This window comes from Pantoea sp. FN0307 (assembly GCF_050113815.1).
In the GTDB taxonomy this organism is placed as follows: domain Bacteria; phylum Pseudomonadota; class Gammaproteobacteria; order Enterobacterales; family Enterobacteriaceae; genus Mixta; species Mixta alhagi.
Genome location: NZ_JBNJSO010000007.1, coordinates 26,203 through 45,043 on the forward strand (window position 1 = coordinate 26,203; position 18,841 = coordinate 45,043).

Annotated in this window: 17 protein-coding genes; 6 read left to right on the top strand and 11 right to left on the bottom strand. The window is 57.9% G+C overall.

Going from position 1 to position 18,841, the window contains the following annotated elements; translation table 11 throughout:
- Positions 1-892: 892 nt before the first annotated feature.
- From ACQE3Z_RS17450 to ACQE3Z_RS17460, 3 genes are all read right to left on the bottom strand, one after another.
- Positions 893-2,320, bottom strand: a complete 1,428-nt coding sequence (locus ACQE3Z_RS17450) for a 6-phospho-beta-glucosidase (protein WP_426974768.1) — start codon at positions 2,318-2,320, stop codon at positions 893-895.
- Between the two features lie 12 nt (positions 2,321-2,332).
- Entirely contained in the window at positions 2,333-3,793 is a 1,461-nt protein-coding gene (gene ascF, locus ACQE3Z_RS17455; protein WP_426974769.1) for a PTS cellobiose/arbutin/salicin transporter subunit IIBC, read from the bottom strand.
- Between the two features lie 643 nt (positions 3,794-4,436).
- Complete coding sequence (locus ACQE3Z_RS17460) at positions 4,437-4,676, bottom strand: hypothetical protein (RefSeq protein ID WP_426974770.1); 240 nt, start codon at positions 4,674-4,676, stop codon at positions 4,437-4,439.
- A gap of 92 nt (positions 4,677-4,768) precedes the next feature.
- On the opposite strand from ACQE3Z_RS17460, the gene ACQE3Z_RS17465 reads away from it, so the two are divergent.
- Together ACQE3Z_RS17465 and ACQE3Z_RS17470 are read left to right on the top strand one after the other, a co-directional pair.
- A complete protein-coding gene (locus ACQE3Z_RS17465; protein ID WP_426974771.1) occupies positions 4,769-5,785 on the top strand; it encodes a LacI family DNA-binding transcriptional regulator in 1,017 nt (338 codons plus the stop codon).
- A 113-nt stretch (positions 5,786-5,898) separates the two neighbouring features.
- The gene (locus ACQE3Z_RS17470) at positions 5,899-6,471 is read left to right on the top strand and encodes a sterol desaturase family protein (RefSeq protein WP_426974772.1); all 573 of its coding nucleotides are present in this window, start codon (positions 5,899-5,901) and stop codon (positions 6,469-6,471) included.
- On the opposite strand, the gene crtB is transcribed toward ACQE3Z_RS17470, so the two are convergent.
- From crtB to ACQE3Z_RS17505, 7 genes are all read right to left on the bottom strand, one after another.
- Complete coding sequence (crtB, locus tag ACQE3Z_RS17475; protein WP_426974773.1) at positions 6,386-7,336, bottom strand: 15-cis-phytoene synthase CrtB; 951 nt, start codon at positions 7,334-7,336, stop codon at positions 6,386-6,388. The two genes, ACQE3Z_RS17470 and crtB, sit on opposite strands and share 86 nt — an antisense overlap.
- On the bottom strand, positions 7,336-8,814 hold the full coding sequence (locus ACQE3Z_RS17480; protein ID WP_426974774.1) for a phytoene desaturase: 1,479 nt from the start codon (positions 8,812-8,814) through the stop codon (positions 7,336-7,338). Before ACQE3Z_RS17480 ends, crtB begins: the two co-directional genes overlap by 1 nt.
- Positions 8,807-9,982 (bottom strand): lycopene beta-cyclase CrtY, encoded by a 1,176-nt coding sequence (gene crtY / locus ACQE3Z_RS17485; RefSeq protein ID WP_426974884.1) that lies wholly within the window; start codon positions 9,980-9,982, stop codon positions 8,807-8,809. Before crtY ends, ACQE3Z_RS17480 begins: the two co-directional genes overlap by 8 nt.
- Complete coding sequence (locus ACQE3Z_RS17490) at positions 9,982-11,247, bottom strand: glycosyltransferase (RefSeq protein WP_426974775.1); 1,266 nt, start codon at positions 11,245-11,247, stop codon at positions 9,982-9,984. The genes crtY and ACQE3Z_RS17490 overlap by 1 nt, the downstream gene beginning before the upstream one ends.
- Positions 11,244-12,272, bottom strand: coding sequence for a type 2 isopentenyl-diphosphate Delta-isomerase (gene fni, locus ACQE3Z_RS17495; RefSeq protein ID WP_426974776.1), 1,029 nt, complete (start codon positions 12,270-12,272; stop codon positions 11,244-11,246). Before fni ends, ACQE3Z_RS17490 begins: the two co-directional genes overlap by 4 nt.
- A complete protein-coding gene (locus ACQE3Z_RS17500) occupies positions 12,272-13,189 on the bottom strand; it encodes a polyprenyl synthetase family protein (RefSeq protein ID WP_426974777.1) in 918 nt (305 codons plus the stop codon). Before ACQE3Z_RS17500 ends, fni begins: the two co-directional genes overlap by 1 nt.
- A gap of 231 nt (positions 13,190-13,420) precedes the next feature.
- Entirely contained in the window at positions 13,421-13,972 is a 552-nt protein-coding gene (locus tag ACQE3Z_RS17505) for a YtfJ family protein (RefSeq protein WP_426974778.1), read from the bottom strand.
- 180 nt (positions 13,973-14,152) lie between these two features.
- On the opposite strand from ACQE3Z_RS17505, the gene ACQE3Z_RS17510 reads away from it, so the two are divergent.
- Positions 14,153-15,166 carry an HNH endonuclease gene (locus tag ACQE3Z_RS17510; RefSeq protein WP_426974779.1) on the top strand — a complete coding sequence of 338 codons (1,014 nt, stop codon included), beginning with the start codon at positions 14,153-14,155 and terminating at the stop codon, positions 15,164-15,166.
- On the top strand, positions 15,166-15,747 hold the full coding sequence (locus ACQE3Z_RS17515; RefSeq protein WP_426974780.1) for a class I SAM-dependent methyltransferase: 582 nt from the start codon (positions 15,166-15,168) through the stop codon (positions 15,745-15,747). The genes ACQE3Z_RS17510 and ACQE3Z_RS17515 overlap by 1 nt, the downstream gene beginning before the upstream one ends.
- A gap of 140 nt (positions 15,748-15,887) precedes the next feature.
- On the opposite strand, the gene ACQE3Z_RS17520 is transcribed toward ACQE3Z_RS17515, so the two are convergent.
- The gene (locus ACQE3Z_RS17520) at positions 15,888-16,928 is read right to left on the bottom strand and encodes a hypothetical protein (RefSeq protein ID WP_426974781.1); all 1,041 of its coding nucleotides are present in this window, start codon (positions 16,926-16,928) and stop codon (positions 15,888-15,890) included.
- A gap of 181 nt (positions 16,929-17,109) precedes the next feature.
- Here ACQE3Z_RS17520 and ACQE3Z_RS17525 point away from each other — a divergent pair, with 181 nt between their 5' ends.
- Together ACQE3Z_RS17525 and ACQE3Z_RS17530 are read left to right on the top strand one after the other, a co-directional pair.
- On the top strand, positions 17,110-17,361 hold the full coding sequence (locus ACQE3Z_RS17525; RefSeq protein ID WP_426974782.1) for a helix-turn-helix domain-containing protein: 252 nt from the start codon (positions 17,110-17,112) through the stop codon (positions 17,359-17,361).
- 3 nt (positions 17,362-17,364) lie between these two features.
- The gene (locus ACQE3Z_RS17530) at positions 17,365-18,666 is read left to right on the top strand and encodes a type II toxin-antitoxin system HipA family toxin (RefSeq protein WP_426974783.1); all 1,302 of its coding nucleotides are present in this window, start codon (positions 17,365-17,367) and stop codon (positions 18,664-18,666) included.
- Positions 18,667-18,841 lie beyond the last annotated feature (175 nt).

An 18,841-nucleotide genomic window follows, 5' to 3' on the forward strand; every position in this document is an offset into this window, starting at 1 on the left:
TTAGCGGCGCGGGTGCGTGGGCTGACGGGGCGGAGGCGTCAGCGGCGCGGGTGCGTGGGCTGACGGGGCGGGGGCGTCAGCGGCGGGAGGCCCGTTCCGTAAAGACGCAAAAAACGTCATCCATGACAGCTCGGCCCGCGCCTTCCCTGGCGCGGGACGCTTTACTCCACGATCCGCCCGCCGCTTCCCTGACTCCTGTGTCGCCTGATGCCGCTGATTTAAATACCGCGCCGTCTGTTGCCGCTTCCCGTACTAGTGAGTCGCCTGCTCGCCGCTGATTTAACGATTGTGTCGCCTGCCGCCGCTGATTTAAATACCGCGCTGCCTGTTGCCGCTTCCCGTACTAGTAAGTCGCCTGTTCGCCGCTGATTTAACGATTGTGTCGCCTGCCGCCGCTGATTTAACTGCCGCGCTGCCTGTTGCCGCTTCCCTGACTCCTGAGTCGTCTGTTCGCCGCTGATTTAACGATTGTGTCGCCTGTTCACCGCTGATTTAACTGCCGCGCCGTCTGTTGCTGCTGTGAGCTGCCTGCTCATTACTGATTTGTGGGGTTTTCAATGGTTAAGTCCCGAAGCGCGGGCCAGAGGGTGTGGGAGGGCCGGGGCCGGGAGGCGGACCTCCCGCGGCCTAAGAAGGCGCGGGCGGAGGCCCCAGGGATGGGTGCATGCCGTGCCGCCGATGGCCCCGGCCCTCCCGCGACCGGCACAGAACCGGTCTCAGAAAACCACTCAGCCCCCTCGACCGGCACCGGATCTGTTCCACTCAGCTCCTGCGACCGGCACAGAACCGGTCTCAGAAAACCACTCAGCCCCCGCGACCGGCACCAGACCTGTTCCACTCAGCCCCCACGATCAGCACAAAATCAGCACCAAACTGACGCCTGCCAACGCGACTAATCTAAATCCGCACCGTTACTGGCTATCACTTTCTTATACCACCAGAACGACTTCTTACGCGTACGTGCCAGCGTACCCTGACCGCGATCGTCACGATCAACATACACAAAACCGTAGCGCTTACTCATCTCACCCGTAGAGGCCGACACCAAATCAATACAGCCCCAACTGGTATAACCCATAATCGGAATACCATCCTCGATCGCCTCCGCCATCGCACGAATATGCTCGCGCAAATAACTAATGCGGTAATCATCCTCAATCTCGCCCTGAGCATTAACCACATCTTTCGCGCCCAGCCCGTTCTCCACCAAAAACAATGGCTTCTGATAACGGTCATACATCATATTCATGGTAATGCGCAGACCCAGCGGATCGATGCCCCAACCCCATTCGCTGGCCTCAATAAACGGATTTTTCAAAGACTTAACAATATTCGCCGCACTGGTATTCTCGTTATTCATATCCGCCGAGGCGCAGCGCGAAGCGTAATAGCTGAAAGAAACGAAATCGACCGTATTCTTCAGAATCTCCTCGTCGCCCGGCTGAATCTCAATAGCGATCCCCTGCTCACGGAACATACGCTTTGTCCACGCCGGATAAGCGCCACGCGCCTGCACATCAATAAAAAACAGATTCTCCCGATCCTTCTCCAGCGCCGCCCAGACATCCTCTGGCTTACAGGAATAAGGATAAAAATTGCCGCCCGCCAGCATACAGCCGACCTGGTTTTGCGGATTCACCTCATGGGCAATCTTCGTTGCCAGTGCGCTGGCCAGCAGTTCATGATGCGCCGCCTGATATTTTACCTGCTGGGGATCCTCGCCCTCAGCAAATACCAGCCCAGCGCCGGAAAACGGACTGTGCAGCAAAATGTTGATCTCATTAAACGTCAGCCAATATTTCACCAGTCCGTCAAACGCTTCAAAACAGGTGCGCGCATAGCGCGTAAAAAACTCCACCATTTTACGGCTGCGCCAGGAGCCATATTCTTTTACCAGATGCATCGGTACATCAAAATGGCACAGCGTCACCAGCGGCTCGATATTATATTTTTTGCACTCGTTAAACAGATCGCGATAAAACGCGATACCCGCTTCATTTGGCGTGAGTTCGTTGCCCTGCGGATAAATACGGCTCCAGGCGATGGAGGTACGAAATACTTTAAATCCCATCTCCGCCATTAGCGCGATATCTTCTTTATAACGGTGATAAAAATCGATCGCCTCGTGGCTGGGATAAAATTCATCGTCACGCCACTCAAAGCGTGGCTGCTGACCCAGCTTCACCGCCAAACGATTGGCGCCGTGCGGGATCATATCCACCGTTGCCGCTCCTTTACCGCCTTCACGCCATGCACCCTCGGCCTGATTGGCTGCAATCGCGCCGCCCCATAAAAATCCTGCGGGAAATTTAGTTTCCATATGCATCCTCTGTTAATGCGTTTTAACGGCCTGAGAAGCGGCGGGCCAGGCGGCAGTCTGTTCAGTTGTCTGCTCGCTTTTTTCCTCCACCGGAATATCCTCAAAGCCCAAAATCAAAGTAATAAAGAAGGAAAGCACCACCGCCAGCGCCATCACCGCAAAGACCCAAACAATGCTCATGGGATTCGTTGGATCAAAGAACTGTACGCTGGTAAACAGCCCCGGTGCTGCCATCGAGTGGCTTGCCAGTCCGGCAAAACCAGCGACCGCGCCGCAGATAAAGCCGCTGATCAAGCTGGCAATTAAGGGGCGTTTCAGCCGTACCGCCACGCCATACAGCGCCGGTTCGGAGATCCCGGCGACTATCGCCGAGGCAGCAGCAGCCAGTGCAGTCTGGCGCAGCTCCGGGTTTTTGGTGCGCCAGGCGACCGCCAGCGACGATCCACCAAGTGAAAGGTTAGCGCCGATTTCAGAGGGCATTACCATTCCCTCTTTGCCGGTTTCCGCGATGGTCTGAATAATGGTTGGCGTGAAGACGCGATGCATGCCGGTCATGACCAGCAACGGCCAGAGCGCGCCCATGATGGCGACGGAGAGCCAGCCAAGGTAGTGATGAATGGTGTAAACCACTGCTGAGATGCCGCTACCGATCCAGATGCCAAGCGGTCCGATCAGCATGATGGCGATCGGCGCAGCGATCAGGACGATCAGCATCGGTTTAAGGAAGTTTTTCGTTACCGCCGGGGTGATTTTATCCACCCATTTTTCTATGTAGGAGAGGATCCAGGTCATGCAGAGCGCCGGGATTACCGTGTAGGTATATTTGACCGCCGTTACCGTTATGCCCGCAAATTCTACGTGTTGTCCCTGGGCGGCTTTCGCCATCAGGTCGACAAAGTTAGGATGCACCAGCACACCGGCAATGGCGATCGCCAGCGATATGTTGGTTTTGAATTTTATCGCGGCGGAGGCGGCGACCATGATCGGCAGGAAGAAGAACGCGCCGTCGCCGATGACGTTCAGGATCGCCAGCGTGGAGGATCCTTTGGGGAAGATGCCAGTCATGTCGAGGATCATCGCCAGCAATTTTACCATCGATCCGCCGATGATTGCCGGGATCAGCGGCGACATGGTGCCGATCAGCGCATCAAGGATCCCGGCACCGATGCGTCTGAAGGTGAGTTTGCCTTTTTGCGGATCGGGACGTTCCGCCTGTGCGCCTGCGGGCAGAAGTTTTAATACTTCAGCATAGGCCTGGGAGACGGTGTTGCCGATGATGACCTGGCACTGGTTATCGTTTTGCACCACGCCCATGACGCCAGGGATTTTTTTGAGCGTAGCCGCATCGACGCTGCGGTTGTCGTTAAGTACAAAGCGCAGGCGCGTCATGCAGTGGGTTACTGCCGCCACGTTATCACCACCACCAATCGCATCGACTATAGCGCGCGAGATTGCCGCGTAATTCTTTGACATGACTGTGAAACCTCTTGTTATGACGCACCTTTACCGTAGGGTTAACGTATTTTTTCTTTTTACTCAAAGAGTTGAGTAATCATAATAGCCAGAGCAGGCTTTATGATTTGGTCTGAAACAAAATAGGTAACCGGTTTCACATCAGATTGGTTATCGGTCAGAACAAGATCAACTGATATCGATTTTGGCGTTCAGGATTTGTGATTACGATCGTGCTGACTCCTTTCAGTTTGTTATTCAGGAATTGCGGCGGGAGGGCTGAGTGGTTGTCTGAGACCGGTTCTGTGCCGGTCGCGGGGGGCTGAGTGGAACAGATCTGGTGCCGGTCGCGGGAGGGCCGGGGCCATCGGCGGCACGGCATGCACCCATCCCTGGGGCCTCCGCCCGCGCCTTCTTAGGCCGCGGGAGGTCCGCCTCCCGGCCCCGGCCCTCCCACTCCCACTGGCCCGCGCTTCGGGACTTAACCATCGAAAACCCCACAAATCAGTAATGAGCAGGCAGCTCACAGCAGCAACAGGCAGCGCGGTATTTAAATCAGCGGCGGCAGGCGACACAATTGTTAAATCAGCGGCGAGCAGGCGACTCACTAGTACGGGAAGCGGCAACAGACAGCACGGCAGTTAAATCAGCGGCGGCAGGCGACTCAGGAGTCAGGGAAGCGGCGGGCGGATCGTGGAGTAAAGCGTCCCGCGCCAGGGAAGGCGCGGGCCGAGCTGTCATGGATGACGTTTTTTGCGTCTTTACGGAACGGGCCGCCCGCCGCTGACGCCCCCGCCCCGTCAGCCCACGCACCCGCGCCGCTGGCACCCCCACACCCCCAGCCCACGCAACCGCGCCGCTGACGCCCCCACACCCCCAGCCCACGCAACCGCGCTGCTGACACCCCCGCATCCCCAGCCCACCCCCAAACATAATCCGTAACCTTCACGCTAAAAATGTTTAGAATGAGCCGACAGGCCAGAACGGGGAAAATCGATGTCAACAATGCAGGAAGTGGCGAAAAAAGCGGGCGTCTCCAAAGCGACCGTCTCTCGCGTACTATCAGGTAAAGGATACGTTAGCGAACAAACCCGTAAACAGGTCTTCGCTGCCATTGAAGCCGCTGGTTACCGCCCTAACCTGCTGGCGCGCAACCTTGCCACCAGCAAATCCCAGTGCATCGGCATGGTCGTCACCAACACCCTCTACAGCGGCAGCTACTTCAGCGAAATCCTCTCCCAGGCGGCGAAAAAAGTCGAAGAAAGTGGTCGCCAGCTCATCCTGGTCGACGGCAAACACAGCGCGCAACAGGAGCGCGAAGCGATCGAATTCCTGCTCGACCTGCGCTGCGATGCGATTGTTCTCTATCCGCGCTTCCTCAGCATTGACGAAATGGATGACATCATTGAACAAACGCGCCAGCCCATCGTGGTGGTCAATCGTCGACTGCGTAAACATCACAGCCATTCCGTCTGCTGCGATCACAAAGGATCGGCCCTTAACGCCACCCAGGCGCTGATCGCGCGCGGCCACCAGCGGATCGCCTTCATCACCGGATCGATCGACTCCCCCACCGCCCTTGAGCGCCTCGCCGGTTACAAAGAGGCGCTGCGTCAGGCAGGCATCGCTGCCGATGCGCGACTGATCGTGGAAGGTAAATGGACGCCCGCCTGTGGAGCAAAAGCGGTAGCGCAACTGCTGGAGCAACAAACCGCCTTCAGCGCGCTGATCGCCAGCAACGACGACATGGCGGTGGGCGCGCTAAAACAGCTTGCCGTCGCCGGACTGGCAGTGCCGGAACAGGTCTCGCTGCTGGGCTTTGATGACATCCCCGTCGCACCCTTCTTGCGCCCCGCGCTCTCCAGCGTAAAAGATCCGGTTACCGACATGATCCATGAAAGCATCAATCGCCTGATCGCCATGCTCGACGGCGGCGACATGCAACTGCGCAACGACTTTGTTTCCGGCTTGATATTGCGTGAATCGGTAAGCGAAGCGCCCGTGCCGGAATAACCGCCTGCTCCTGGCTGGCCCGGCAGCCTGCTGACTCTGTTGCTATACTCTGCATCACTTAAATGGGTGGAGATGACCTTTACAGGCATCCTGTTCGGGAAAAAGGAGTCACGATGCTGGTGCTGTGGAACACCCTGATTGTGCTGGCCACCGTCGGCGCGATGGAAATCATCGCCACGCTGGCGCACAAATACATCATGCACGGCTGGGGCTGGGGCTGGCATCTCTCGCATCACGAGCCGCGTACCGGCTGGTTTGAAGTCAATGACCTTTACGCCGTGGTCTTTGCGCTGCTGGCGATTGCGCTGATTGCTATCGGTACTTCCGGCGTCTGGCCACTACAGTGGATCGGCGCGGGCATGACCCTCTACGGCGCGCTCTATTTCATGGTGCATGATGGTCTGGTGCATCAGCGCTGGCCGTTTCGCTACATTCCACGCCGTGGCTATCTGAAACGTCTCTATATGGCGCACCGCCTGCATCATGCGGTACGCGGCAAAGAGGATTGCGTCTCTTTCGGCTTCCTCTATGCGCCGCCGGTGGAAAAATTACAGGCCATCCTGCGCGAGCGAAACGTTAAAAAACCACGGGCGCAGAAAACTACAGCTTCGCGTGTCCGCTCTTCCGACGCGGGCGCTGCCACAGCTCAGGAGAACGCGGCGGCGGATTCTCAACGCGAGAGCTGAGCGCCAGCGCTGCGCCCTTAATCAGCAAACCGATCTTCTCTGTGCGGCTGGTTCCCTGCCGCGTCTCCCAGGCGCGAGCGCCCGCCGCGCTGACCTTAACGCCAATCTCACGGTAAACCCCATGCGCCGAGGCGATCGCCCAGGCGGATCGCAGCGGCAAGCCGCTCAGTCCTGCCCGCGCCGAGTCGTAATAAGGCTCTGCCTGCGCGACCAGCCGCTGCGCCAGGTGCGCCAGATCTTCGCGTCGGGCCGGATCGAGAATATCGGCAGAGCGCATCCCTTTCTCATCCAGCCACGCCTGCGGCAGATAACAGCGCCCCGCCTGCGCATCCTCAACGATATCGCGGGCAATATTGGTTAGCTGAAACGCCAGCCCTAAGTCACAGGCGCGATCCAGCACCGATTCGTCACGTACGCCCATCACCCGCGCCATCATCAGCCCCACCACGCCCGCCACGTGATAACAATAACGCAGCGTATCTGTGAAGGTCTCATAGTGCGTCTCGCGCACATCCATCGCAAAGCCTTCAAGATGATCAAAGGCCAGCTGCGGCGGGATGGTGTGACGGGTCGCCACCTCCTGAAAGGCGGCAAAGGCTGGCTCCTGCATCTCTGCACCGGCAAAGGCACGCTGCGTCTCGGTTTTCAGCATCTCCAGCCGCTGCGTTGCGCTGCCGCCGCTCGCTGCCGGATGATGAAAACCCAGCACCTGACCATCAATCACGTCATCGCAATAGCGGCACCAGGCATAAAGCATCAGCGCGCTGCGACGCGTGCGGGCATCGAACAGCTTTGAGGCGGTGGCAAAACTCTTTGAGCCTACCGCCATGGTTTCAGTGGCGTGATCCATCAGCGTACTGTTCATCAGCTCAGCGCCTCCAGCATCAGACCTGCGGTGGCTTTCGCCGAGCCGATCACGCCCGGGATCCCGGCGCCCGGATGCGTGCCCGCGCCCACCAGATAGAGATTGGGGATACGGCTGTCGCGGTTATGCGGACGGAACCAGGCGCTTTGGCGCAGAATGGGTTCAATGGAGAACGCCGACCCCTGATGGGCTCCCAACTGGTCACGGAAATCAAACGGCGTAAACATCCGGTGCGTCACCAGCTGATCGCGCAGGCCCGGCATATAATGCTGCTCCAGATAAGCAAAAATACGATCGCGCAGACGCGGCCCCTCTACCGTCCAGTCGAGATTTGCCGTGCCCAGATGCGGCACCGGCGCCAGCACGTAGTAGCTGCCGCAACCGGGCGGTGCCAGCGAAGGATCGGTAACGCAGGGCGAATGCAGATAAAGAGAAAAATCCTCTGACAGCGCGTCGTGGTTAAAAATCTCTTCAATCAGCTCTTTATAACGCGGCCCAAAGCAGACGGTGTGATGCGCCAGCTGGCTGTGATGATGATTCAGCCCAAAGTAGAGCACAAACAGCGAGTTGCTCATCCGTTTGCGTTTCAGCTTTGTGGCGCGCGCCGCGCCAACCGGATGATGACCCAGCAGCTTTTCATAGGTGTGCACCACGTCGGCATTGGAAGCCACCGCTGAGGTGGCAAAACGTCTTCCGTCCGCCAGCTCGACCGCGCTGATGCGCGCGCCTTCCGCCTCCAGCTTTGTCACCTCTGCGTTCAGCTCCAGCTGACCGCCAAGATCCTGAAACAACCGCACCATGCCCTGCACCAGCGCGCCAGTGCCGCCACGGGCGAACCAGACGCCCCACTCACGCTCCAGCGCGTGGATCAGCGTATAGATCGATGAGGTAGCGAAAGGATTGCCGCCCACCAGCAGCGAATGAAAAGAGAACGCCTGGCGCAGATGCTCATTCTCAATAAACTTCGCCACCATGCTGTAAACGCTGCGCCACGCCTGTAGCCTGGCAAGCTGCGGCCCGGCGCGCAGCATGTCGCGAAACGACAAAAACGGTACCGTGCCCAGCTTCAGGTAGCCCTCTTTAAACACCGCTTTGGAGTAATCCAGGAAGCGCCGGTAGCCCTCCACATCGCGCGGGTTAAAGCGCCGGATCTGCGCCTCCAGCCGTTCCTGATCGTTGTCATAATCAAAGCGGTCGCCCGTTTCCCAGCACAGGCGGTAAAAAGGCGTTACCGGCAGCAGATCCACATAATCCGCCATCTTTTTGCCTGCCAGGGTAAACAGCTCTTCTATGGCGCTGGGATCGGTAATCACCGTTGGCCCGGCATCAAAGGTAAAGCCCCGATCCTGATAAACATAGGCGCGACCGCCAGGCTTATCGCGCTGCTCCAGCAATAAAGTTGGGATGCCCGCTGCCTGCAGGCGGATCGCTAAGGCCAGGCCGCCAAAACCGGCGCCGATTACAATTGTTTTATTCATCACTGAAAGCTCGCAGCCGTGGAGTTTGTTTGAGTACGGCTCGCAGGGCTTCACCAACCGGAACCGGTGGCTTCCCTGTCAGGATCCGTGCCATGTCGATCAGCGTGAGTTGACCGGCGTAAAAGCGGGCGATAAGCCCCTGATTGAGTTGATAAAAGCGCTGCATGACCTGCCAGCGGCGCTCAGGACGTCCGGCCAGGAACAGCATGCGGTTAAGCAGGCGGAAAAAGCGCTGCCGCCGCCACTGCCGCTCAGCATAACCCTGTATCAGGTGAAACAGCGCGGAGGAGGTCAGGTCGCGCTGCTGCGCAATCAGATCCGCCAGCGCTGCCGCCTGCGGCAGAGAGTAACCGGTGGTGGCGTGGAACAGTCCGGCACGCAGGCCGCTGCACGGCTGGCCCGCCTTCGCCTGCCAGAACGCGCGATGATGGCCCGCCAGGGTAATCGGCAGGTTGCCCTGCTCTTCGCGCTGTAGCTGCGCCAGCTTCCAGCCCTGCTGCTGCGCATAATCGCGGATATGCTGGCGCGCGCGATCGCTGCCCAGCGTGGCCCGATCGATATAGTGGGTATCTTCGATCAGCAGTTCGGTCGTGGAGAGCGGCAGCGTATAAACAAAACGGTAGCCCGTTGCCTGATCCACCGTGGCATCCATCAGAAGCGGACGCGTCAGCCCGTGCGGCTCGCTGAGCAGCCACTGCTGCCCTAAAAATGCCTGGAAGCCTGCCGTGAGATGCGGGCTGGGCTGATAGCCGCGCCCGTCGATCACCGCCGCCGCGCGGAGCCTCTGCCCGTCAGCCAGCGTGACCGATTGTGGCGTCACGTCACTGACCGCCGTCTGCGTCAGCAGATTATCGCCCAGCGCCGGTGCGATAACCGCCGCAAAGCGTTTTGAGGTAATGCTGAGATAGTCATTATCCAGCGTGCGGCTCAGCGCCGGAAAGCGCACGTCATAGCCCTGCCAGCGGTGCGCTACCAGCGGTGCCAGCCATTGATGCTGTTCGGGCGTGATATCGTCCTGATGGAACGACCAGGTATGGTTGCCCCCCAACTGCGCGCCCGCCTCCAGCATCAGCACATGCAGATCGGGCCGCTGCTGGTGCAGCCGCCAGGCGATAAGACCGTTAGCCAGCCCGCCGCCCACTAAAATCAGATCCCAGTGCGGTTTCATCATGCTGCCCCCGCCAGGACCGGACGCCCGTCGTCCAGCGCCTGCTCGGCGATTTGTGCTGCCAGCGCCGCGCCGCCTGCCTGCTGGAGCTGCGGCTGCATTGCCATCAGCCGCTGGCGATAGCCGTTGTCGCTTAACAGTGTGGTGAGGTGGTCTGCCAGCGTGTGGCTGCTGGCAAAGCGCGAAGCCCGGCGGCCAATGCCGCAGTAGTCCACACGCGCCGCCACGCCCGGCTGATCGAAGGCCAGCGGGATCGCCAGCACCGGCGTGGCGCTGGCGATGGCATCCATCACGGTATTTAAGCCACCGTGGGTGATCACCGCCTGCGCCTGGCTCAGCACCGCAGGCTGATCGGCAAAATCGGTGACCTGCGCGCCGTATGCTGCCAGCTTCGCGGCCTGCGAGGCGTTCAGTCCGCCGCAGTGGGCAATCAGCAGCCGCACATTTATCTGCCGACAGGCCTGAGCAATGCGCTGAAATAAGCGATAGCGATGTCCCTGTAATGTCCCCAGCGAAGCGAACACCATGGGCGAACTGGTCGCCGCCTCCGATGCCAGCGGCGCGGGATGCGCATGGCGTAGCGGCCCCACCGCATGAAAACAGTCCGGCAGCCAGCGAGGAAAATCAAACGCTGGCAGCGTCTGGCTGATCTGTGCCAGCGGCGACAGGCATTCATGCAGCCCCCGCCGCTTGCCCAGCCCCAGCGCGCGCGCATGACGGGCGATCACCTCGCCCTGCGGGCGCATCAGCCAGTCATAGACGCGGGTGCTGGAGGCATAAAGCTTTTTGCTGCGCGCGTCGGTGGCGTAGTTAAACGGCATCACCGGCAGCGGGATAGTCTCATCGCGATTCACCGGCAGCGCACAGGCCACCGACACGAACGGCAGCCCCAGCGCCTCGGCAACCAGCCCGCCCGCCGCCTCCATCTGATCGACGATCACCCCGTCCACGCCCAGTTTTTTCAGCGCGGCGGGCAGATCGCGACACAGCATGTCGGTGGTCTGCGCCAGATCGTTAATCAACCTGAAGATGCCCGGCCCGGAAGGCTGTGCCGTAAGCTGTAGCGTGCGCGCCAGGCTGCCCGGCGGATGGCTGCGTTCGCCAACCGCGTAAAAGCCGATGCGCGCATCGTTAAGCAGCGTGCGCGCCTCCGCCTGTTGAATAAAGGTGATGCGATGCCCGCGCTCCAGCAGCTGTTGTGCCAGCGCTTCCAGCGCCCGCACATGACTGTAAAGCGGCGGTGCGATAATGGCGTAGTGACTCATGGATTGCGTACCAGCGTTGCCTGCCGCAGCGCGTTAAGCGTGGCGCTGCCGGTACAGAAGCAGGCTACCCGTAGCTGATCGATAACCACCTGAAAGTGTTCGGTCACTGCCGCGCTGGAGACGGTAGCGCTGCTCAGCACGCCCGCTGCCTGCCCCACCAGCATTGCGCCCAGACGCAGCGCTTTCGCCACGTCGATACCGTCGCTAACGCCGCCCGATGCGATTAACGGCATCTGCGGCAGCGCCTGATGGAGATCGCTCAGCGCCTGCGCGGTGGGGATCCCCCAGTCAGCAAAGGCCATCGCTACGGCGCGGGCATGCGGCGTGGCGGCGCGTTCGCCCTCTACCGCCGCCCAGCTGGTGCCGCCTGCGCCTGCCACATCCAGCATCGCCACGCCCGCATCCGCCAGCTGGCGCGCAACCGTAACCGAGAGACCCGCGCCCACTTCTTTTACCACCACCGGCACCGGCAGTGCGTTAACCGTTTTCCCGATAGCCGCCAGCACGCCGCGCCAGTCACGGTCGCCGCCGCTCTGCAACGCCTCCTGGAGGGGATTCAGATGGATAATCAGTGCATCCGCTTCGATCATATCCACCGCCCGGCGCGCATAGTCCAGCCCTTCCCGGCTGGCGATCTGCGCTGCGCCAAGGTTCGCCAACAATGCGATATCCGGCGCGACCTGACGCAGTTCACGGGTCAGGCCCCAGTTATCAGGGCTTTCCAGCGCCACGCGCTGCGAACCAACGCCCATTGCCAGCCCCAGCGCCTGCGCCGCCTGTGCCAGATGCAGGTTAATGGTTTTCGCCCGGCTGGCTCCGCCGGTCATGGAGCTGATCAGCAGCGGTGCATGCAGCTTTTTGCCGAACAGCGCGCTGCTTAAGTCGATCTCATCAAGGTTCAGCTCCGGCATCGCGCAGTGCTCAAAACGCCACTGCTCAAAGCCGGTCGCCTGTTTTTTCACGCTACGGGCCGCATTCAGGACAATATCCAGATGATCGTTTTTGCGTTGGGTTAGATCCTTCATTAACACTCCGGTAGCGATGAGATCCTGTTTTGGCTGAACAGCGCCATCTGTTTATCAAACCAGGCGTGCATAAAACGTCGCGTGGAGGCACCCCGATCGCAGGCGCAGGAGAGGTGCTCATCGGCGCTGCGCAGATGATCGTGCAGCCGCTGATGTACCGCTTCGGCTCCCAGCATCGCCACCAGCGTTGCTTTGCCGCTGTCTTTATTGATGTCTTTGCCGGTGCCGCTCAGGCCGTCGGCCAGGTCATCCATCAGCTGGAACGCCTGCCCCAGATCCTGAGCAAAACAGCGCAGCCGCTGACGTGCCTGCGGCGAGGCATTGGCGACGATCGCCGCCATTTGCAGCGTGGCATCGAACAGGCGGCTGGTTTTCAGTTCATTGGTAAGCAGGATGGTTTCGGCGCTGCGCGCTTCGCCGCTCTCATTAAGGTCAAGATACTGACCCTGCACCAGCCCTTGCAGGCCCACGGCGGTGGAGAGTTCGGCAACCGCCTCGGCTTTACAGGCGGGCGACAGCGATTGCGCCTCTGCCACTACGCCGAAGGCGCGGCTGAGCAGCGCCACCGCCGCCAGGATAGCGACGTTTTCACCATACTGCCGATGGATGGTCGGGCGGCCCCGACGCAGCTGAGCATTATCCATGCAGGGCATATCATCCAGCATCAGCGAAGCGGCATGCACCATTTCCACGGCGCAGGCGAGGTCAAGCAGGCCGGGCTGTTCGATGTCACAACCTAAATCGCCGGCGGCCAGCACCAGCAGTAATGGACGCACTCGCTTACCCGATGCCAGCGTCCCTTCGCGCATCGCGCTGTAGACCAGATCCTGCTGCTCACCGGCAGGCAGCAGCTGATCGAGGCGGTGTTGCAGCGCTTCACGTAGCGTCTGCAGTTCATCTTCATGATTGGCGTTCATCGTTGCTGTCCCTGGTTCCTCATCGTAACTATGTCAACAGAAGATGCTGAATGCGCATGGTGACGGCAGATGGAGAGCCGCAGCGACCTGTATGACAGTGGACCAGAGGCAAAAACAGCCGCGGTTGCACGCGCATTTCTGCCTCGCTGTGTTTGCAAAGCGTAGCGCAATATCCAGAAATTTCCTTTTACGCAGCAATGGCATTACAACCTTTACATGCAGTTAACAGCCTTATGTCAGCAGCTGTTGCAGCAGCGCGATAACCTGCTGCACTTCGCTTTGGGTGAGCGCGCCATCTTTGGCAAAGCGCACCCGGCCCTGCTTATCCAGCACTATTACCGCCGAGTCACCTTCGGTTAACTGCCAGGCGCGCCGAACCGCGCCCTGCTCATCCACCACGAACTGCGCGGTGGGCGTCTCCTGTTTGCTGCTTTCCAGGCTGCGCCGCACGAACATTGCGCTGCCGGGGATTGCGTCATCTGTATTAACGATAGTCGTTATCTGGAACTTTTCGGCGGGGAAACGGGCGTTTTCGATAGCGCCGATCACCGCCGCGTTGCGCTCTTTGGCGGAGAGGCGGCCCGCCATGTGCAGCACCACGCCCACCTTGCCGCTGAGCTGCGCGCTGTTCCAGTTCTGCCAGGCGGGCTCGCCCTGTTGCAGCACCAGCTCGCCCCGATCCGTGACGCCAACCGGCGCAACATGCTCGCCGTCAATGAAGTTATGGGCTGAGGTAAAAAATGGCAGTGCGCAGAGCAGCAGCACAGGGAGACGCGGCGTCATGGGTTTCTCCAGGGTTATAAGGGAAGCTTCATGACTATAAGCAAAGGTGCCGCGTTTCGCCTGATGAATAGCCAAATAGTGATTTGCATATTATTGAACTGGCATGGTTGATTATGGGATGCTGTTACAGGTTGAGTTAACGCTTACTGTCCCGCTATCGCAGCATAATCAGGATACCCCATGCGCTTTTATCAGGCTGACCCTACGCTGGAGAACTACTGGCGTGGCGTGATCCTTTTTGGCAACAACGTCGCTTCCTATAAGTTTGCTCTTGCCCATGCGCTGTACGATCTACATCCGCAGGGCCAGACGCTGATCACCCTGGAGGCGCTGGCCGCCCCGTTCGCCCGTCATCTGTGCGCGCATTTACAGGATGCGCCGAAGCAGACCACCTCCAGCCGCAGCCAGTTTCTGGATGCCTGCATGCGGTTTAATCAGGGTGAGCTTAGCGAAGCGCAGCTCACTGAGATCACCGTAAAACGCGGTTTTGCCAACGTGATCGATGCTTTTCACCACGTGAACCGCGCCGAGATCGGCAAGCGCTTTTTTATTGATGAGCGTAAAACCGCTAAAGGCATCCGCCTGACCGATGATTTTTATCGCCTGACCGAGAGCCAGCAGTTCATGAATTTGATCCATGAGACCGATGCGCGCTGGAGGCTGGTAGAACAGGCGTGGGCGATGGGCGTTTCACGTAATCTGGTGGCGGTTGAGTATGACAGCGAGCAGCAGATGCTGTTTAGCCGCCCGCGCGACCGACGCATTAACATTACCAGCTGTCGCAACAGCCTGAACGGTTACCAGAAGGGCCGCTGTTTCTACTGCTATCGCGATATCAGCCTGACGCCCGGTGATGAGAACCTGGCGGACGTGGACCACTTTCTGCCGTGGAGCCTGCAGGATAAGGTGAGTAATATTAACGGCGTCTGGAACCTGGTGCTGGCCTGCCAGACCTGCAACCGGGGCGAGAACGGCAAGTTTGCGCGCATCCCTTCCCTGCGGCTGCTGGAGCGCCTGCATCATCGCAACGAGTACTTTATTAACAGCCGCCTGCCGCTGCATGAGACGCTGGTTAACCAGACCGGCAGCCAGCCCGCTCAGCGACACGCTTTTTTACAGCGAGCCTGGCAGACCGGCCTGAACACGCTGATCCATCAATGGGAGCCGGAGGCAGAGGGAGACGCGATATTCTGATGAGCATTAACTATTACCAACAGCATGCGCAGCGTTTTTTTGACGAGGCGGTGCGGGTGGATATGTCAGCGTTACATGACCGCTTTCTGGCTTATCTGTCGCCCGGCGCGCGGATTCTGGATGCGGGCTGCGGCTCCGGGCGCGACGCCAGCGCTTTTCTGGCGCGCGGCTATGCGGTGGAGGCGTTTGATGCCTCATTTGAGATGGCGCAACGCGCCGCTGCCCTGACCGGCCTGCCGGTGTCGGTGATGCGTTTTGAGGATTTCAGCGCGCCTGCGCGCTATGACGGCATCTGGTGCTGTGCTTCGCTGCTGCACGTGGCCGAAGCGGATTTGCCGGCAGTGTTTGCCCGCCTGGCAAACGCGCTGAAGCCGAACGGGGTTTGGTATCTTTCATTCAAGCTGGGGCGCGGCGAACGCGAGAAGGACGGCAGGCGGTTTACCGACATGGACGAGGCGCGGCTACGGGAGCTGATGCGCGCGCTGCCCGAGCTGAAGGTTAAAGCACTGTGGCAGACGGCAGATAAGCGCGTGGGCCGGGATGAGGCATGGGTAAACGGGCTGGTGATGAAGGTGGGTTGAGCGGCGCAGGAAGCCTGCAGTATTGGGGGCAAGATTTAGTTTTTATGTTTTGTGTCACACGCCCCTCAATAAATATGTCTCGTTTGTTTCCTGGCCTGCCGGTCAATGTCAGCCTGACAATCTATATATTTATCTCTAAGTTAGTCGCTTACCCTGTTAAGGATATTGTCCAGATGCGCTGCAAGCTGGTGCTTCTGCAGATAAGCGTTGACCTCTCGCGCCCAGGCCTGGCCTTCGCCGAGAACAGCGCGGCAATGGGTTGAAGCATAAAAATAGCGTGTATCAAAAAGGTTAATCAGCGTCTGGTTGACGCCTTCAATACTGCACTGCGAATTTTTAAGCTGCTGCTGTTCCAGCGCCCGGATAATACGCGCCTGATGCTCAGGATCGGAGTGATACTCCCTTTCATTGAGTTCGCTCAGCACCAGGAACATTGGTGGAACGCCTTCTTCAATGGCAGCCTGCAACCGGTAATGTCCATCAAGGATCACGAATGATGCCAGGCCACCGATATACCAGACCAGCACCGGAGGCAACGTGCCCTCACGGCATTTTTTACGCCACCACTTCAGCCTTCCTGCATCGACGTTAATTGGATAGCGCCCGAGCAGCAGATTTCCGCCCCACCACCAGTCCACCAGCCTGACTTTTTCCGGGCTGGCTAAGTCAGGTAAATCTTCCCCATAAAGCATCCAGTCACAGTTGATATTGCCGTCGCTGGCGGGCGAGTGAAAGCGCCAGCTCTGTACGGGTCCTGGCTGCCGATAAGGATAAGGCGCGGTGGGTTTAACCGGCATCATTGGCCTGAGTAACCAACGACGAGCAGGTAGTAAAGGCGCTGGCGCATTCATTAGCTGACGAGCAAAGTAGCGACACCACTCCCCGGTCCAGCTATGTGCCTCTTTCTTTCCGATCGATTCGATATCGCCTGAGGTGACCGGAGGCAATAAGCTGCGCTGGTGAGGATGTTCGCTGTTAAACACCAACCATGCTCCGGAATGATCTTTCAGCATCGTGGCCCAGAACAGGGTCTCTTTTTGGAACTGGAGCGCCATACGTCCATGATGCCCGCTGAGCATTTCCATGGCATGTTCGGAGGCTGCCTGCTTCTGAACTGTCAGCTCCAGACCCTGCCAGGTATTGTTTCGATCAAGAAGATCTTTCCACCAGTATTGCGCCATTGGTTCTTCCCTGAGATTTGTCTGCGAAGAGTGTAAAACAGAATGGAGATACTGCCTATGCCAGATAATGGGGGCATTTTATCCGCTATAAAGGTTAAATTGCGTTTATCCCTTCTAGCGGTTAATGTGGATTTATCCTCTATAGAGGGTTTTATCTATATATCCGTTAGAAGGGATAATAATGAAAGTGACATCTCCGGCTTTATTGGCGAATGCGGTTAAAGACCAACGCAAAATTAACAAGTTGACTCAGGCAAAGACAGCTGAGCTTGTTGGGATCAAGCAGGCAACCGTCTCTGATTTTGAAAACAGACCTGAATCCACCAAATTGGAGACATTGTTCAAGATCCTGTCAGCTTTGGATCTGGAGCTACAGGTGGTGAAAAAGGGATCGACGCTGGATAAAGAAAAAATCTGGCCGAAGGAGTGGTAAAAGATGCGAAAACAAATACTGACCGTCGCAATGAATGGCGACGTGGTAGGCAACCTATACCGGGACGGCAGCGGTGCAATGTTATTTCAGTACGCCCCCGAATGGTTAGCTGAACCTGGTTCACGCGCAATCTCATTATCACTTCCTCTCCAGCACAGTAGACTCAGAGGAAAAGAGGTCTTCAACTTCTTTAGTAATCTGCTGCCAGATTCCGAGGCGATTATTACCAGAATGCAGTCGCGCTTCCATGTGGAAACGGCACACCCTTTCGATTTATTAGCCAGTGTCGGGCGTGACTGCGTAGGCGCTATTCAGCTTTATCCACCCGAAAATGAAATGCCCTCTGTAATGGAAATGCAGGCGGAACCGCTGGATTGCGCACAGATTGAAGCGCTGCTCGATAGTTATCAAATGGCGCCTTTGGGAATGGAAGAAGGTGCTGATTTTCGTATCTCATTAGCCGGAGCACAAGAAAAAACGGCTCTGCTCTGGTATCAGGGCCGCTGGCAAAGGCCGAAGGGCAGCACGCCAACCAGCCATATTTTTAAACTCCCGATTGGCAGAATAGAACAGAACAATATTGATCTGCGCGAAAGCTGTGAAAACGAATGGCTTTGTCTACGTATTGCCCGGGAATTCGGCTTTCCAGTGGCTAATGCAGAGCTGGCCATATTTGGTCAAAAAAAGGTGTTGATTGTTGAGCGTTTTGACCGCAGGTGGTCCCATGATGGCTGGCTGATGCGTCTGCCTCAGGAGGATTTTTGCCAGGCGTTAGGGATTGCTCCGGCACTAAAATATGAAGCACACGGAGGCCCAGGGATCGCGGATGCGATGAAACTGCTGTTAGGCTCACGTTCTGCTACTCAAGACCGCGCAATGTTTTTTAAATCGCAGATCCTCTTCTGGATGCTGGCCGCTATAGATGGTCACGGGAAGAATTTCAGTTTGTTCATCGAGCCAGAAACATCGTTTCGTATGACCCCCTTATATGATGTTATGTCCGCGTTCCCACTCCTTGAAACGGGTGGTATACCTCGAAAAAAAGCAAAAATGGCTATGGCATTACAAGGGAAAAATCGACAGTATCATTTCGCGATGATTCAGCCGCGTCATTTTATTAGCACCTCCGCACATGTTGGATTTTCTCAGAATCTTGCTTCCAAACTCATGCAACAGATGGCTGCGCGTACAGAGGAAGTCATTGCTAAGGTTGCGACAGAGTTACCCATAGATTTCCCTGAACATATCAGCAGCGCTATATTCAATGGTTTATCCAGCCAGGCGGCGCGGATAATCAGAGGATAAATATAGGTAGCTCTGGACTGAGAGTATGAATAAGAGAATTTATTAGTGTAGGGTGGAGACGATAGGGAACGTTGCCTCATTATTTGCTGAATTAGCTGGAGCCAGCTGAATTCGCATCAGGATAAAAATATCAAATTAAATATTGAATAACCTGACATGACTAACCGAGGTTGTA